The 14,704-nt window shown below is 70.6% G+C and carries 13 protein-coding genes; 7 read left to right on the top strand and 6 right to left on the bottom strand.

Annotated features, from left to right (window positions below; translation table 11 throughout):
• Positions 1 to 161 precede the first annotated feature (161 nt).
• The 5 genes from B0675_RS11060 (at position 162) to cseC (ending at position 4,774) form a co-directional block, all read left to right on the top strand.
• Entirely contained in the window at positions 162 to 1,079 is a 918-nt protein-coding gene (locus B0675_RS11060) for an A/G-specific adenine glycosylase (RefSeq protein WP_081218645.1), read from the top strand.
• Positions 1,080 to 1,340: 261 nt separating this feature from the next.
• The gene (locus B0675_RS11055) at positions 1,341 to 1,892 is read left to right on the top strand and encodes a SigE family RNA polymerase sigma factor (RefSeq protein ID WP_081218644.1); all 552 of its coding nucleotides are present in this window, start codon (positions 1,341 to 1,343) and stop codon (positions 1,890 to 1,892) included.
• A gap of 41 nt (positions 1,893 to 1,933) precedes the next feature.
• A complete protein-coding gene (locus tag B0675_RS11050; protein WP_081218643.1) occupies positions 1,934 to 2,530 on the top strand; it encodes a hypothetical protein in 597 nt (198 codons plus the stop codon).
• A gap of 19 nt (positions 2,531 to 2,549) precedes the next feature.
• A complete protein-coding gene (cseB, locus tag B0675_RS11045; protein ID WP_081218642.1) occupies positions 2,550 to 3,257 on the top strand; it encodes a two-component system response regulator CseB in 708 nt (235 codons plus the stop codon).
• An 8-nt stretch (positions 3,258 to 3,265) separates the two neighbouring features.
• Positions 3,266 to 4,774 carry a two-component system sensor histidine kinase CseC gene (cseC, locus tag B0675_RS11040; RefSeq protein WP_081218641.1) on the top strand — a complete coding sequence of 503 codons (1,509 nt, stop codon included), beginning with the start codon at positions 3,266 to 3,268 and terminating at the stop codon, positions 4,772 to 4,774.
• A gap of 28 nt (positions 4,775 to 4,802) precedes the next feature.
• Here cseC and B0675_RS11035 read toward each other — a convergent pair whose 3' ends face one another.
• The 3 genes from B0675_RS11035 to B0675_RS11025 all read right to left on the bottom strand — a co-directional run bounded on the left by B0675_RS11035 (position 4,803) and on the right by B0675_RS11025 (position 7,509).
• Entirely contained in the window at positions 4,803 to 5,246 is a 444-nt protein-coding gene (locus tag B0675_RS11035; protein ID WP_081218640.1) for a VOC family protein, read from the bottom strand.
• Positions 5,247 to 5,325: 79 nt separating this feature from the next.
• Positions 5,326 to 5,778 (bottom strand): helix-turn-helix transcriptional regulator, encoded by a 453-nt coding sequence (locus B0675_RS11030; protein ID WP_081218639.1) that lies wholly within the window; start codon positions 5,776 to 5,778, stop codon positions 5,326 to 5,328.
• A gap of 120 nt (positions 5,779 to 5,898) precedes the next feature.
• Positions 5,899 to 7,509 (bottom strand): MDR family MFS transporter, encoded by a 1,611-nt coding sequence (locus tag B0675_RS11025; protein ID WP_081218638.1) that lies wholly within the window; start codon positions 7,507 to 7,509, stop codon positions 5,899 to 5,901.
• Positions 7,510 to 7,680: 171 nt separating this feature from the next.
• Between B0675_RS11025 and B0675_RS11020 the strand changes: the two genes are divergently transcribed.
• The gene (locus tag B0675_RS11020; protein ID WP_081218637.1) at positions 7,681 to 8,274 is read left to right on the top strand and encodes a TetR/AcrR family transcriptional regulator; all 594 of its coding nucleotides are present in this window, start codon (positions 7,681 to 7,683) and stop codon (positions 8,272 to 8,274) included.
• A gap of 203 nt (positions 8,275 to 8,477) precedes the next feature.
• On the opposite strand, the gene B0675_RS11015 is transcribed toward B0675_RS11020, so the two are convergent.
• Together B0675_RS11015 and B0675_RS11010 are read right to left on the bottom strand one after the other, a co-directional pair.
• Positions 8,478 to 9,185, bottom strand: coding sequence for a M23 family metallopeptidase (locus tag B0675_RS11015; RefSeq protein ID WP_081218636.1), 708 nt, complete (start codon positions 9,183 to 9,185; stop codon positions 8,478 to 8,480).
• 1,567 nt (positions 9,186 to 10,752) lie between these two features.
• Positions 10,753 to 13,278: an ATP-dependent Clp protease ATP-binding subunit gene (locus B0675_RS11010; RefSeq protein WP_081218635.1), complete on the bottom strand. Its 2,526-nt coding sequence runs from the start codon at positions 13,276 to 13,278 to the stop codon at positions 10,753 to 10,755.
• Positions 13,279 to 13,708: 430 nt separating this feature from the next.
• On the opposite strand from B0675_RS11010, the gene B0675_RS11000 reads away from it, so the two are divergent.
• Positions 13,709 to 14,368 (top strand): SCO3374 family protein, encoded by a 660-nt coding sequence (locus B0675_RS11000; RefSeq protein WP_081218633.1) that lies wholly within the window; start codon positions 13,709 to 13,711, stop codon positions 14,366 to 14,368.
• On the opposite strand, the gene B0675_RS10995 is transcribed toward B0675_RS11000, so the two are convergent.
• Positions 14,299 to 14,634, bottom strand: a complete 336-nt coding sequence (locus B0675_RS10995) for an Lsr2 family protein (RefSeq protein WP_081218632.1) — start codon at positions 14,632 to 14,634, stop codon at positions 14,299 to 14,301. The two genes, B0675_RS11000 and B0675_RS10995, sit on opposite strands and share 70 nt — an antisense overlap.
• Between the last annotated feature and the right edge of the window lie 70 nt (positions 14,635 to 14,704).

Raw genomic sequence — 14,704 nt, 5'->3', positions numbered from 1 at the left:
CTCCGGCCCCACCCGCCGCCCCGGCATCAACTTTTCCGGATCATCATCCCGGTCGGCACCGTTCCGGGGACACGTAGAGCGCCGGGTGCGGTGTTTCACCACCGCCCGCCCCCGGCGTCGCCCCCACGTCCCCGCCCCCGCATGGCAGGATCGATACCGCCATGACTGCACCCACCAAGCCCACCGAAACCGCCCGGAACGCTCCCGGCGAGGACCTCCACGCGCCCGTCATCGACTGGTTCGACGAGCACGCGCGCGACCTGCCCTGGCGGCACCCCGACGCCGGCCCCTGGGCGGTGATGGTCAGCGAGTTCATGCTCCAGCAGACCCCCGTCAACCGCGTGCTGCCGGTGTACGAGCAGTGGCTGGCCCGCTGGCCGCGCCCCGCCGACCTGGCGAAGGACGCCCCCGGCGAGGCCGTCCGGGCCTGGGGCAGGCTCGGCTATCCGCGCCGCGCCCTGCGGCTGCACGGCGCGGCGGTGGCCATAACGGAACGACACGACGGCGACGTACCGACGGAGCACGCGCAGTTGCTGGCGCTGCCCGGCATCGGGGAGTACACGGCGGCGGCGGTGGCCTCGTTCGCGTACGGCCAGCGGCACCCCGTGCTGGACACCAACGTCCGCCGGGTCTTCGCGCGCGCCGTCACCGGCGTGCAGTACCCGCCGAACGCCACCACCGCGGCCGAGCGCCGTCTCGCCCGCACGCTGCTGCCCGAGGGGGAACGGACGGCCTCACGCTGGGCCGCCGCCTCGATGGAGCTCGGGGCGCTGGTCTGCACGGCGAAGAACGAATCGTGCCACCGCTGCCCGATCGCCGCGCAGTGCGCCTGGCGGCTGGCCGGCAAGCCCGAGCACGACGGGCCGCCGCGCAAGGGGCAGACGTACGCGGGTACCGACCGTCAGGTGCGGGGCAAGCTGCTGGCCGTTCTGCGTGAGGCCCATGTGCCGGTTCCGCAGACCGCGCTGGACCGTGTGTGGGACGAACCGGTCCAGCGGGCCCGGGCGCTCGACGGACTCGTCTCCGACGGACTGGTCGAGCCGCTCCCGGGCGGTCTGTATCGGCTGCCGCTGACATAGCCGAGAGCCCGGACAGGGACCGAACAGGGACCAACCAGGACAGAAAGCCCCTTCGTCTTACCCAGCTCCTACATCCGTTACACAACCGACGGACAGCCGAGTGCTGGCCGCAGGCTGTCTCGGACAACCCCGTGACAACGCCTCCGTAGCTTCATTGCCGTACCGCAGGGCGGCCGCGACAAGCGGCCGGGGAGCCCTCGGTCGCAGGCAACGGAGAACCGGCAGCAGGCAGGTCGGAAACGGGGATGGAGGCGGTTGATCATGGCGCACGGCGAGGTGCTCGAATTCGAGGAGTACGTCCACACTCGACAGGACGCGCTGCTGCGCAGTGCCCGCCGTCTGGTCCCCGACCCGGTCGACGCCCAGGACCTCCTCCAGACCGCGCTCGTACGGACGTACGGCCGCTGGGACGGGATCGCCGACAAGCGGCTGGCCGACGCCTACCTGCGCCGCGTCATGATCAACACCCGCACCGAGTGGTGGCGGGCCCGCAAGCTCGAAGAGGTGCCCACCGAGCAGTTGCCGGACGCGAGCGTCGAGGACGCCACCGAGCAGCACGCGGACCGCGCGCTCCTGATGGACATCATGAAGGTGCTGGCACCCAAGCAGCGCAGTGTCGTGGTGCTGCGACACTGGGAGCAGATGTCCACGGAGGAGACGGCCGCCGCACTCGGCATGTCGGCCGGAACGGTCAAGAGCACGCTGCACCGGGCGCTGGCCCGGCTCCGCGAGGAGCTGGAGAGCCGGGACCTGGAAGAGGGCGCCGCCCGCGCGCTCGAAGCGAGTAGGGAGCGGGAGCGTTGCGCGGCCTAGGAGTTCGGGCCAGACAGGTCCTGAAGGCGGGGAGTTCGGCCGTGGCCGCGCTCGCCGCCCTCGGCCTTTTCACGACCGCCTGCGCGACGGGCGGCACCGGCGCCCGTGACGAGGGCCCGGCGGGCACGGACGCCGTCGCCAAGGGCAGTACGGCACCGGTCGCCTCCGCCTCGCCGACCAGGGCGCCCCGGCGGGTGGACGCGGTGAAGATCGTCCGCGACGATCCCGCGGTCAGCGCGGCGGTCAAGCGCGACCTGAAGCCGTGCGTCGCCGACGAGTACCCCGTCGACGTGTCCTACGGGGACCTCACCGGCGGCGGCTCGAACGACATCGTGATCAACGTGATGACCTGTGCCGACGCGGTCGGCATCGGCTCGTACGTGTACCGCGAGAAGAACGGCCGGTACGAGAACGTCTTCAAGGCCGAGGAGCCGCCGGTCTACGCGGAGATCGACCGGGGCGACCTGGTGGTGACCCAGCAGCTGTACGAGAAGGGCGACCCCGTGTCGTACCCCTCCAGCGAGGAAGTGATCACCTACGGCTGGTCCACGGCCCGCTTCGTCGAGCGGTCGCGGATCCACAACGACTACAGCAACGCGGTGGGCGGCGCGAGTTCGCCCGCCCCCGCGGCGAACTGAGAGCAGACGGAGCAGCCGGATGGCAGAGCAGACCCACGTCCTGTTCGTCGAGGACGACGACGTCATCCGCGAGGCCACGCAACTCGCCCTGGAGCGCGACGGTTTCGCGGTCACGGCCATGCCCGACGGGCTCTCGGGCCTGGAGGCGTTCCGCGCCGACCGCCCCGACATCGCCCTGCTGGACGTGATGGTCCCCGGCCTCGACGGCGTCTCGCTGTGCCGCCGCATCCGTGACGAGTCGACCGTCCCCGTCATCATGCTGTCCGCGCGCGCCGACTCCATCGACGTCGTCCTCGGCCTGGAGGCCGGCGCCGACGACTACGTGACCAAGCCGTTCGACGGCGCGGTCCTGGTGGCCCGGATCCGCGCGGTGCTGCGCCGCTTCGGGCACGCGAACGGCGGGCAGGGCGCGTCCGGCGAGGGGGCCGCGTCGGTGGACGGCGGTGTGCTCGCCTTCGGCGACCTGGAGATCGACACCGAGGGCATGGAGGTGCGCCGGAACGGCACGCCGGTGGCGCTGACGCCCACCGAGATGCGGCTGCTCCTGGAGTTCTCCTCCGCGCCCGGTACGGTGCTGAGCCGCGACAAGCTGCTCGAACGGGTGTGGGACTACGGGTGGGGCGGGGACACCCGCGTCGTCGACGTCCATGTGCAGCGGCTGCGTACGAAGATCGGCCAGGACCGTATCGAGACGGTCCGCGGCTTCGGCTACAAGTTGAAAGCCTGAGCAGGGGTATGCGGGGGATATTTCAGCGGTCGGCGGCGGCTCCGGGCAAGCGCCGGGTGCCGGGGCAGGGACCGGACGGACACGCGGACACGGTGGTGGGCCGGGTCACGCGCCCGGTCGGCGGGCCGGGGACCGGCGACGGCGCGGTCCGGGACACGGGCCGGATCCGCGGTCTGGGCATCGGCATCGACCGGGGCACGGACTCGGGCACGAGCATCCGTACGGGCATCCGCTGGAAGCTCAGCACGGCCATCGCCCTGGTCGGCGCGCTCGTCGCGATCGCGCTCAGCCTCGTCGTGCACAACGCGGCCCGCGTCTCGATGCTCGACAACTCGCGCGACCTGGCGGACGAGCGCATCCAGCTCGCCGAGCGCATGTACGGGCCGGGCCGGCCGCCGCCGTTCGGCGCCAAGATCGACGACCCCTCGATCCCCGCGGACCTGCAGGCGAAGGTCGGCGAGGGCCGGCGGGCGACCTACGTCTCGGACAACGCGGCCGGGGTGCCGGACATCTGGGCCGCCGTTCCGCTCAGGAACGGACAGGTGCTGTCCTGGCACGAGCGGTTCACCGACCGCAACGCGGACGTGATGAAGGACCTCGACCAGGCCCTGGTCATCGGCTCCATCGCGGTCGTCCTCGGCGGCAGCGCGCTCGGTGTCCTCATCGGCGGCCAGCTGTCGCGCCGGCTGCGCAAGGCGGCGGCCGCCGCGAACCGGGTCGCCAAGGGCGAGACCGACGTCCGCGTCCGGGACGCGATCGGCGGTGTCGTGCTCGACGAGACCGACGACCTCGCGCGGGCCGTGGACGCCATGGCGGACGCGCTCCAGCAGCGCATCGAGGCCGAACGCCGGGTGACCGCCGACATCGCGCACGAACTGCGCACCCCGGTGACGGGCCTGCTCACCGCCGCCGAGCTGCTGCCGCCCGGCCGCCCCACCGAGCTGGTGCGGGACCGGGCGCAGGCCATGCGCACCCTCGTCGAGGACGTCCTGGAGGTCGCCCGCCTCGACGGCGCCTCCGAGCGGGCCGAACTGCAGGACATCATGCTCGGCGACTTCGTCAGCCGCCGCGTGGCCGCGCGCGGGGCGGACGTCGAGGTGCGTGTGGTGCACGAGTCCGAGGTCACCACGGACCCGCGCCGTCTGGAGCGCGTCCTGTTCAACCTCCTCGCGAACGCCGCCCGGCACGGTAAGCCGCCCATCGAGGTCACCGTGGAGGGCCGCGTCATCCGGGTGCGCGACCACGGTCCGGGCTTCCCGGAGAAGCTCCTCGCCGAGGGTCCGAGCCGCTTCCGCACCGGCAGCACGGACCGCGCGGGCCACGGCCACGGCCTCGGGCTCACCATCGCCGCGGGCCAGGCCCGGGTGCTCGGCGCGCGGCTGACCTTCCGCAACGTACGGCCCGCGGGCGCCCCCGACGACGTGCCCGCCGAGGGCGCGGTCGCCGTCCTGTGGCTGCCGGAACACGCGCCGACGAGCACGGGCAGCTACCCGATGCTGCCGCCCGCCGCGAAGTAGCGGGCGGCCGGGGAGCGGGGCAGGTCCGTCAGCTCCAGTCCCGCTCCAGGTCGAGGTCGCCCTCGCGGCGCTGGGTGAAGGAGAACCAGTTCCCGGAGTCGTCGCGGAACAGGGCCTCCGTGCCGTACGGGCGCTCCTGCGGCTCCTGGAGGAACTCCACGCCCCGGTCCTTGAGCTTGCGGTAGTCGCCGTGGATGTCGTCGGTCCGCAGCACACCCGCGCCGAGCGCGCCCTTGGCGACCAGCTTCTTCATCATCTCGGCGGACTCGGGGTCCATGGCGGGCGGGCCCGGCACCATGAGGGTCAGCTCGACCTCGGGCTGGTCCGGCGCGCCGACGGTGAGCCAGCGCATGCCGCCCTCCCCCATCGTCATGTCCGTACGGACCTCGAGACCGAGCTTCTCGGAGTAGAACTCCCGGGCCCGGTCCTGGTCGAGAACCCAGACGGTCGAGATGGCCAGCCCTTTGATCATGGTGTGCTCCAGGTGTGCGGGGTCGCGCGGTACGGACGGGCGCGTCGTGCGTGCACTGTCACCGTAGGCAGCCGCCGGGTCAGGGCGCTTCTCCGGAATTGCGGTCCTCCGCGCCGGGGGCGGGCCGGGGCCCGGCGGCCGTGCCCGGACCCGTCCGGAAGCCGCCGGCCCAGAGCATCGCGTAGCAGCCGGGGATGAGCGCCGCGCCCCGGCCGACGTGCCGCGCCCGGTACGCGCTCGGGGTCAGTCCGGTCCACGCCTTGAAGCGGGCCGAGAACGTGCCGAGGCTGCTGAAGCCGACCAGATGGCAGATCTCCGTCACCGAGAGGTTCGCGGTGCGCAGCAGGTCCTCGGCGCGGTCGATGCGCCGGTGTGTCAGGTACTGGCCCGGGGTCTCGCCGTACGCCGCCTTGAACGCGCGGACGAAGTGGTACCGCGAATACCCGGCCCGCGCGGTCAGCGCGTCCAGATCGACGCCGGGCTCGGCCCAGTCCCGGTCCATGACGTCCTTGGCGAGCCGCAGCTGCCGCATTCGGTCCACGTCCCGATGGTGGCACGCGGCACTGACAGTGGCCCTGCACGGGCGAAGGCCCCCGGGGCGGACAACGCCGGGGGCCTTCGGGTCGGAACGGTCGGGGAGAGGCGGGCGGGATCAGACCTCGGCCAGCGGGACCGGCACCGCGTCGCGGGCCTCGTCCTCGCCGGGCTTGGGCGCGCCCGCCCCCTTCAGCGGGACCTCCTTCACGAAGACCGCCGCGATCAGGGCGGCCACCGCGACCACGGATCCGAGCAGGAACGCGGAGTGCGTACCGGACGACACCGCGTGCTGGTAGGCCTCACGGGCTGCCGCCGGCAGCTTCGCCAGGCTCGCCGCGTCGAGCTGCGCGGACTTCTCGGTCAGCTTGGAGCCGAGCGCCCCGGCCTTCTCCGTCATGACGTCCTGCACCCGGTGGTTGAACAGCGCGCCCATGATGGCGACACCGAACGACGAGCCGAGCGTACGGAAGAGGGTGGTGGACGAGGACGCGACGCCCATGTCCTTCATCTCGACACTGTTCTGCGCGACGAGCATCGTGATCTGCATCAGGCAGCCCATGCCCGCGCCGAGCACCGCCATGTAGAGGCCGGAGGTGAGGCGAGTGGTCTCGGTGTCCATCTGCGAGAGCAGGAACAGGCCGATGATCATCAGCACGCTGCCGACGAGCGGGAAGATCTTGTAGCGGCCACTGTTGGTGGTGACGCGTCCGGCGATCATCGACACGGCGAGCATCGCGCCGAGCAGCGGAAGGAGCAGCAGACCGGAGTTGGTGGCGGACGCGCCCTGCACGGACTGCTGGTACAGCGGCAGGAAGAGCACGGCGCCGAACATCACGAAGCCGGTGATGAACCCGATGAGGGACATCAGCGTGAAGTTGCGGCTGCGGAAGATGTGCAGCGGGATGACCGGGGCCGCGGCCTTGGTCTGCCAGTAGACGAAGCCGACGAGGGCGGCGACGCCGATGCCGATCAGCTCCATGATGCGGGCGGAGCCCCAGGCGTACTCGGTGCCGCCCCAGGTGGTGACGAGCACGATGGACGAGATGCCGAGGGCCAGCAGCCCCGCACCGAGGTAGTCGATCTTCGCCTCGACGCGCTTCTTCGGCAGGTGCAGCACCGCGCTGACCGCGAGGAGGGCGACGATGCCGAGCGGCAGGTTGATGTAGAAGGACCAGCGCCAGCCCCAGTGGTCGGTGATGGTGCCGCCGACCAGCGGGCCGAGGATCATCGCGAAGGCCATGACACCGGCCATCATGCCCTGGTACTTGCCGCGCTCCCGCGGCGGAATCAGGTCGCCGATGATCGCCATGACGCCGACCATCAGACCACCGGCGCCGAGGCCCTGGATGGCGCGGAACCCGATGAGCTGCCCCATGTCCTGGGCCATACCGCTGAGCGCGGAGCCGATCAGGAAGATCACGATCGAGGTCATGAAGGCGCCCTTGCGCCCGTACATGTCGCCGAGCTTGCCCCAGATCGGGGTGGAGGCGGCGGTGGCGAGCGTGTACGCGGTGACCACCCAGGACAGGTGTTCCAGACCGCCGAGCTCACCGACGATCGTCGGCATCGCGGTGCCCACGATCATGTTGTCCAGCATCGCGAGCAGCATCGCGATCATGAGGGCCAGCAGCACGACGCGCACGCTGCGTGGCTTCTTGTCCCCCGCCGCCGGCCGGCCCGCGGCCTCTCCCCCGGCCGGCACGGCCGCCTGTGTCTTGTCCGCCATCGATTCCACTCCCCTAGCTGCGACTGCTTGCCGTTCGGCACTTACTTGCCGACCGGCAAGCTGACTACACTGAGGAAAGTAGACCCGTAACTAGCCGGGCGTCAAGTAAGTTTAAGTAGTTTTGCCAGCGGGGTCACAGGTACGTTTTCAGGGAGCACGAGGAGTACGAGGATGGGCGGCACGATGGACGGCACCAAGCGGCAGCGCCGGGGCGACACCCGGCAGCGCATCCAGGACGTCGCCCTAGAACTGTTCTCCGAGCACGGGTACGAGAAGACCTCGCTGCGGGAGATCGCCGAGCACCTCGACGTCACGAAGGCGGCGCTCTACTACCACTTCAAGACCAAGGAAGAGATCCTCATCAGCCTCTTCGAGGATCTGACGAGGCCGCTCGACGAACTGATCGAGTGGGGCAAGCAGCAGCCGCACAGCCTGGAGACCAAGCAGGAGGTCCTGCGCCGCTACAGCGACGCCCTGGGGGGCGCGGCCCCGCTCTTCCGCTTCATGCAGGAGAACCAGGCGACGGTCCGCGAGCTGAGCATCGGCGAGACCTTCAAGCACCGGATGATGAGCATGCTGGAGATCATCAAGGAGCCGGAGTCCCCGTTGACCGACCAGGTCCGGTGCATCAGCGCGCTCTTCACGATGCACGCCGGGATGTTCGTCCTCAAGGACGTGGAAGGCGACCCCGAGGACAAGCGCAAGGCCGTCCTGGAGGTCGCGATCGATCTGGTGACACAGGCCCACGGCGGCCCGGCCGCGTAGACGCGAACGCGGAGCGACGCCCGCGGGGGTGGAGCGACCCCGGCGGAGGCTGAGCGGACACCGCGAAGGCGGAGGCGCGAACGCGGAGGCGGAGCAACGAACGCGGAGGCGGAGCCTCTCGGCGCCAGTTGCTGACGCCGTGAGACTCCGCCTTTGTCCGCCCCGTCCGGGCATGCCGCGCCGGATCACCGGCGCGGGGTCGATCAGACCTTGACGCCCTTGCCGTGCAGGAAGGCGACGGGGTCGATGGCCGAGCCGTAGTTCGGGGTCGTACGGATCTCGAAGTGAAGGTGCGGACCGCTCGAGTTTCCGGTGTTGCCGGACTTGGCGATGTGCTGACCGGTCTTGACGACCTGGCCTATCTTCACGTCGATGCGCGACAGGTGGGCGTACTGCGAGTACGTGCCGTTGCCGTGCTTGATGACGATGGCGTTGCCGTACGCGGGGCCGTCACCGGCGCCGTTGCCGCCGGCCTTGACGACGGTGCCGCCGTGAGCGGCCATGACGTCGGTGCCCAGCGGCACCGCGTAGTCCTGGCCGGAGTGCTTGTGGGACCACATGCCGCCGGCCTGGTTGAAGGTGGCGGACAGCGTGTACTTCTTGACCGGGTCGATCCAGGAAGCGGCCGTCTTGGCGGCGGTCTTCTTGGCGGACACGGCGGCCTTCTTCGCCGTGGCGGCCTTGTTGGCGGCTGCGGCCTTCTTCACCGCGGCGGCCTTGGCCTGCGCGGCGGCCTGCGTCTGCACGGCGTGGGCCGCGGTGACGGTGCCGCTGCTGCTGAGCCCGGCTTCGGCGGCGCTCGCGACCCCCGCACCCAGTGCGACCGTGGCGCTCAAGCCGACGGCCACGACGGCCGCCCGATTGCGGACCAGGGACGAGAGGGACTTGCGGGACGTGACGCGCTTCGACATGAATACCTCGTGATGACGGGGACAAGGACTGTGCGACCACCCGGTGCGATGACCTGCGACCCGGTGGGGCCATACCTTGGTAACCCGCGCACCCAGGGATGCCCAAACCCCATCGCTACGACGCAAACTAGTAGTTCATCTCGAAACTGAATGAACCTTGACAGGTCGGACATCCGGGACGCGATCTTCCCGATTCGACCCGGGAAACGAGGTTTAGGCGCACTTCGAGCTGTGGCATCCCTGGCCGGACAGGCCTCCGGCCCCTCGACCCGCAGGGCGGGAGGACCGTCCCGAGGACTCCGGGTCAAAGGTCCTTTATGTCCGTTCTTGCGTATCCACTATTCGCCCTAGTACCGGACAAATCGCCTGTGCGCCATGTCACCGGGCAGCCGGTTCCGGACCCCCCTGAATGTGACCGGGGCTACCCTCCCGCCCCTGCTCACAAGGGACTTGGGCATGTGCGCCAGGCCACTCCCTCCCCCCCTCCGCGCTGACCCAGGGCGACGGCCCGGACATGGACCGCGACCGAGGGAGGGCGTGCGGGGACGCGGGGCCCTCTTCGGCAGCCCCGGGAGGGCGAAGCGGAGCCCGGAAAGAGGCCGTCGCCGCTGCCGCTGCCGCTGCCGCTGTTGCTGTTGCTGTTGCTGTTGCTCCGGCACCTTCCGCGGCACCGGACCGCCGTACCGGGGCGGCGATGCAGAGCCGCTCCGCCGGACCACTCAGCGGGCAGAGCAGCCTGCGCCACCCTGCCCGCTGGGCCGCCCGAGCCCCGGGCGGCCGAGGTACTGAAGCGATGGGCCGCCCAGGCGCTGCGACGCTGGGCAGCCGGCCCCGCCCCGCCCGCTGAATGGCGCAGGCGCCGAGCGGCTGAGGCGCTGGGCAGCCTGCGCCTCCCGCCCGCCGGCCCGCTGAGGCGCCGGGCGGCCTGCTGATGCGCTGAGGCGCCGGGCGGCTTGCGCCCAGGCAGACCCGCTGGGTCACCTGCCCCCGGCACGTAGGGCGGCTTGCGCGCGGACCCGGGCCGGGGTGCGCCCTGGGCCCTCGCTGAGCGGCTTGCGCGCGGACTTGGACGCGGCACCCCCGGACCCCCGCCCAGCGGCTTGCGCGGACCCGGGCCGGGTGCGTCCGCGCCCTCGCTGAGCGGCTTGCGCGCGGACTTGGGCCGGGTGCGCCCGGGCCCTCGCTGAGCGGCTTGAACGCGGACCCGGGTCGGGGTTGCGCCCAGGGCCCTCGCCGAACGGCTTGCACGCGGACTTGGACGCGGCACCCCCGGACCCCCGCCCAGCGGCTTGCGCGGACCCGGGCCGGGGTGCGCGCTGGACCGCTGGGCGAGCGGGCCCGCAGGTTCGCTGGGCAGCCCGGGTCCCTCCACCTCGCCCCAGCCGCCGGGATCGCAGGCGTGACGCGCCGCGCCGCCCGCTGGACCGCAGGCGAGAGGCGCGGGCCCGCCCGGTGGCTCACCCCAGGCGCCGTGCGCGCGGAGGCGCGCGCCTCGCGTCCGCGCATGCGAAAGGGGCTGCCCCAGGACCGTGGTCCTGGGGCAGCCCCTTTCAGGCGAACCCGGAGGTTACGCCTCCTTGCTCAGGTTGGGACCGGCGCCGCCGGCCGCCTGCTCGATCGGCGGGACGTCGGGCAGTGCCGACTTCTCCTCGCCCCGGAAGGTGAAGGTCTTCGCGTCGCCCTCGCCCTCCGAGTCGACGACCACGATGTGGCCGGGACGGAGCTCGCCGAAGAGGATCTTCTCGGAGAGGACGTCCTCGATCTCGCGCTGGATGGTCCGGCGCAGCGGCCGGGCGCCCAGCACGGGGTCGTAGCCCTTCTTCGCGAGGAGCGACTTGGCACTGGGGCTGAGCTCGATGCCCATGTCCCGGTCCTTCAGACGCTCGTCCACCTTCGCGACCATGAGGTCGACGATCTGGATGATGTCTTCCTCGGTCAGCTGGTGGAAGACCACCGTGTCGTCGACACGGTTCAGGAACTCGGGGCGGAAGTGCTGCTTCAGCTCCTCGTTGACCTTGGCCTTCATCCGGTCGTAGTTGCTCTTGACGTCGCCCACGGCCGCGAAGCCGAGGTTGAAGCCCTTGGAGATGTCCCGCGTGCCGAGGTTGGTCGTCATGATGATGACCGTGTTCTTGAAGTCCACGACCCGGCCCTGGGAGTCGGTCAGGCGACCGTCCTCCAGGATCTGCAGCAGCGAGTTGAAGATGTCCGGGTGGGCCTTCTCGACCTCGTCGAAGAGGACGACGGAGAACGGCTTGCGGCGGACCTTCTCGGTCAGCTGACCGCCCTCTTCGTAGCCCACGTAGCCGGGGGGCGAACCGAAGAGGCGCGAGACCGTGTGCTTCTCGCTGAACTCCGACATGTCGAGGGAGATCAGCGCGTCCTCGTCACCGAAGAGGAACTCCGCGAGGGTCTTCGACAGCTCCGTCTTACCGACACCCGAGGGGCCGGCGAAGATGAAGGAACCACCGGGACGCTTCGGGTCCTTCAGACCCGCTCGCGTACGACGGATCGCCTGGGAGAGCGCCTTGATGGCGTCCTTCTGGCCGATGACCCGCTTGTGGAGCTCGTCCTCCATGCGCAGCAGACGCGAGGACTCCTCCTCGGTCAGCTTGAAGACCGGGATGCCGGTGGCCGTGGCGAGGACCTCGGCGATGAGCTCGCCGTCGACCTCGGCGACGACGTCCATGTCGCCGGCCTTCCACTCCTTCTCGCGCTTGGCCTTCGCTGCCAGCAGCTGCTTCTCCTTGTCGCGGAGAGACGCCGCCTTCTCGAAGTCCTGGGAGTCGATGGCCGACTCCTTGTCGCGGCGCACGCCCGCGATCTTCTCGTCGAACTCACGGAGGTCCGGCGGCGCGGTCATCCGGCGGATGCGCATCCGGGAACCCGCCTCGTCGATCAGGTCGATCGCCTTGTCGGGCAGGAAGCGGTCCGAGATGTACCGGTCGGCGAGCGTCGCCGCCTGCACCAGGGCCTCGTCGGTGATGGAGACGCGGTGGTGTGCCTCGTACCGGTCGCGCAGGCCCTTGAGGATCTCGATCGTGTGGGGGAGGGAAGGCTCCGCCACCTGGATCGGCTGGAAGCGGCGCTCGAGGGCCGCGTCCTTCTCGAGGTGCTTGCGGTACTCGTCCAGCGTGGTGGCACCGATGGTCTGCAGCTCACCGCGGGCCAGCATCGGCTTCAGGATCGAAGCCGCGTCGATGGCGCCCTCGGCGGCACCCGCACCCACGAGCGTGTGCAGCTCGTCGATGAACAGGATGATGTCGCCGCGGGTGCGGATCTCCTTGAGCACCTTCTTCAGGCGCTCCTCGAAGTCACCGCGGTAGCGGGAGCCGGCGACCAGCGCGCCGAGGTCGAGGGTGTAGAGGTGCTTGTCCTTGAGGGTCTCGGGCACCTCGCCCTTGACGATGGCCTGGGCGAGGCCCTCGACGACAGCGGTCTTGCCGACGCCGGGCTCACCGATCAGGACCGGGTTGTTCTTCGTGCGGCGGGACAGCACCTGCATGACCCGCTCGATCTCCTTCTCGCGCCCGATGACCGGGTCGAGCTTGGACTCACGAGCGGCCTGGGTGAGGTTCCGGCCGAACTGGTCGAGGACCAGGGACGTGGAGGGGGTGCCCTCGGCAGGACCGCCTGCGGTGGCGGTCTCCTTGCCCTGGTAGCCGGAGAGCAGCTGGATCACCTGCTGCCGCACCCGGTTGAGGTCTGCGCCCAGCTTGACCAGGACCTGGGCGGCGACGCCCTCGCCCTCACGGATCAGGCCGAGCAGGATGTGCTCCGTGCCGATGTAGTTGTGGCCCAGCTGAAGGGCCTCGCGGAGCGACAGCTCCAGGACCTTCTTGGCACGGGGGGTGAAGGGGATGTGACCGGAGGGGGCCTGCTGGCCCTGCCCGATGATCTCCTCCACCTGCTGGCGGACCGCCTCGAGCGAAATCCCGAGGCTCTCCAGGGCCTTAGCGGCGACACCCTCACCCTCGTGGATCAGGCCCAGGAGGATGTGCTCGGTGCCGATGTAGTTGTGGTTGAGCATCCGGGCTTCTTCCTGAGCCAGGACGACAACCCGCCGCGCGCGGTCGGTGAACCTCTCGAACATCGTTAATCGCTCCTCAGAGCGGTCAGGCAGTAAGGGGACGCTCCCCTCCCTGTCCTTCCGCAGCTTAGTCCCGCAAGCGGGGACCGCTCATTCCAACTGCCGACACCGTCCTTGGCCTCCTGACCCCGAACGCCGACATCTGCCTCAACCTGATGGTGCGAGACGATGTTCCCGCAGGCCAGGCAGATACCCTCACCACCTGTACGCCGATGGCGAACGTGAGATGCCGGTTTCCTGCGTGTCGCCCCTCCCACTAGGGATGTCTTACCCGCACGCACGGACAGTCCATGCCGCGCGCACCGGTTCCCTCCGCTACGGGCGAACACCCATGTCCCGCCGAACGCTTCCGCACGCCCGTTTGTCCGGAACTCTGTGCGCCTGCGGGGACACCCAGCGTAACTCCGGGGGTGTTCCGGCGGTTGCTCCTTGCATGGTTCCCACCGTTCCCCTTCCCCGTCGGCCGCTCGACCCGGGTGATCCGGTCGATCCGGTGCAGCAGTGGTACGAGAACGAACTGGGCTGGGCGACCGTGCCCGGTCCGCCGGCGCGACTCGTGACGGGGGTGCTCTTCGACGTCCTGGAGGGACCGGTCGAGGCGGGATTCGCGGCGCTGCGCCACCTCGGGCCCGGGTCCCCGGTGGTTCTGCACGGGGACCGGATGGGGCTGTGGGTGGCCGCGGGGAGCGCGGAGGAACTGCCAGGGCTGCTCGACTGGCTGGAGTGGGGCGGCCTGGCGCTGGACCTCACGGCGGTCGGCGAGGGCGGCAGCGTCGAGGCTCCCCCGCCGCCGGGTCCGGCTGCCGCGCCGGCCGGAGGGGAGACGCGGGAGGGCCCGCGAGGGGCCGCCCGCTGGTTGCGGCCCCCCGAGCCCGGCTGTGCGGTGCGACCGGCACTGCCGACGCTGTCGGCACTGGGCGGCGGGGCCGTCGGCGGGGGCGTTGGGGGCGCCCCCGATCTCGTACGAGTCGTGCAGACGATGGCGACGCAATGTCACCGGGTGCGGCTGGGGCGCGTGAGCGCTCAGCCGTTGACCTCTTCGTACTTCTCGCGAATCGACGCGGGAACACGGCCGCGGTCATTGACCTCGTAGCCGTTCTCCTTGGCCCAGGCGCGGATCTGCGCGGTGTCCTGGCTGCCGCCGGAAGTGGCGCGCGCCTTTCCGCGTCCGCCCGAAGCACGGCCTCCGGTACGACGGCCACCCTTCACGTAGGGCTCGAGAAGGCCACGGAGCTTGTCCGCATTGGCGGTCGTGAGATCGATTTCGTACGTCTTGCCGTCCAGCGCGAACGTCACGGTCTCGTCCGCCTCGCCACCGTCGAGGTCGTCGACAAGAAGTACCTGAACCTTCTGTGCCACCGGATTTCCTTTCATCGATAACTTCAAGGGCAAGGAGGGTCTGCGGCGGCCGCCGTTTCGCCGTCCCTTG

The sequence above is a fragment of the Streptomyces sp. M41(2017) genome (genome assembly GCF_002078175.1).
Lineage (GTDB): Bacteria > Actinomycetota > Actinomycetes > Streptomycetales > Streptomycetaceae > Streptomyces.
This window is presented reverse-complemented; position numbering and strand designations above follow the sequence as displayed.

What these genes read in the sequence shown, in the direction of transcription:
- B0675_RS11025 (WP_081218638.1), bottom strand. Translation starts at nt 7,509, where the DNA reads ATGGCGGACAAGACACAGGCGGCCGTGCCGGCCGGGGGAGAGGCCGCG.
- B0675_RS11020 (WP_081218637.1), top strand. Translation starts at nt 7,681, where the DNA reads ATGGGCGGCACGATGGACGGCACCAAGCGGCAGCGCCGGGGCGACACC.
- B0675_RS11035 (WP_081218640.1), bottom strand. Translation starts at nt 5,246, where the DNA reads ATGATCAAAGGGCTGGCCATCTCGACCGTCTGGGTTCTCGACCAGGAC.
- B0675_RS11010 (WP_081218635.1), bottom strand. Translation starts at nt 13,278, where the DNA reads ATGTTCGAGAGGTTCACCGACCGCGCGCGGCGGGTTGTCGTCCTGGCT.
- cseB (WP_081218642.1), top strand. Translation starts at nt 2,550, where the DNA reads ATGGCAGAGCAGACCCACGTCCTGTTCGTCGAGGACGACGACGTCATC.
- B0675_RS11015 (WP_081218636.1), bottom strand. Translation starts at nt 9,185, where the DNA reads ATGTCGAAGCGCGTCACGTCCCGCAAGTCCCTCTCGTCCCTGGTCCGC.
- B0675_RS11000 (WP_081218633.1), top strand. Translation starts at nt 13,709, where the DNA reads ATGGTTCCCACCGTTCCCCTTCCCCGTCGGCCGCTCGACCCGGGTGAT.
- cseC (WP_081218641.1), top strand. Translation starts at nt 3,266, where the DNA reads ATGCGGGGGATATTTCAGCGGTCGGCGGCGGCTCCGGGCAAGCGCCGG.
- B0675_RS11060 (WP_081218645.1), top strand. Translation starts at nt 162, where the DNA reads ATGACTGCACCCACCAAGCCCACCGAAACCGCCCGGAACGCTCCCGGC.
- B0675_RS11055 (WP_081218644.1), top strand. Translation starts at nt 1,341, where the DNA reads ATGGCGCACGGCGAGGTGCTCGAATTCGAGGAGTACGTCCACACTCGA.
- B0675_RS11030 (WP_081218639.1), bottom strand. Translation starts at nt 5,778, where the DNA reads ATGCGGCAGCTGCGGCTCGCCAAGGACGTCATGGACCGGGACTGGGCC.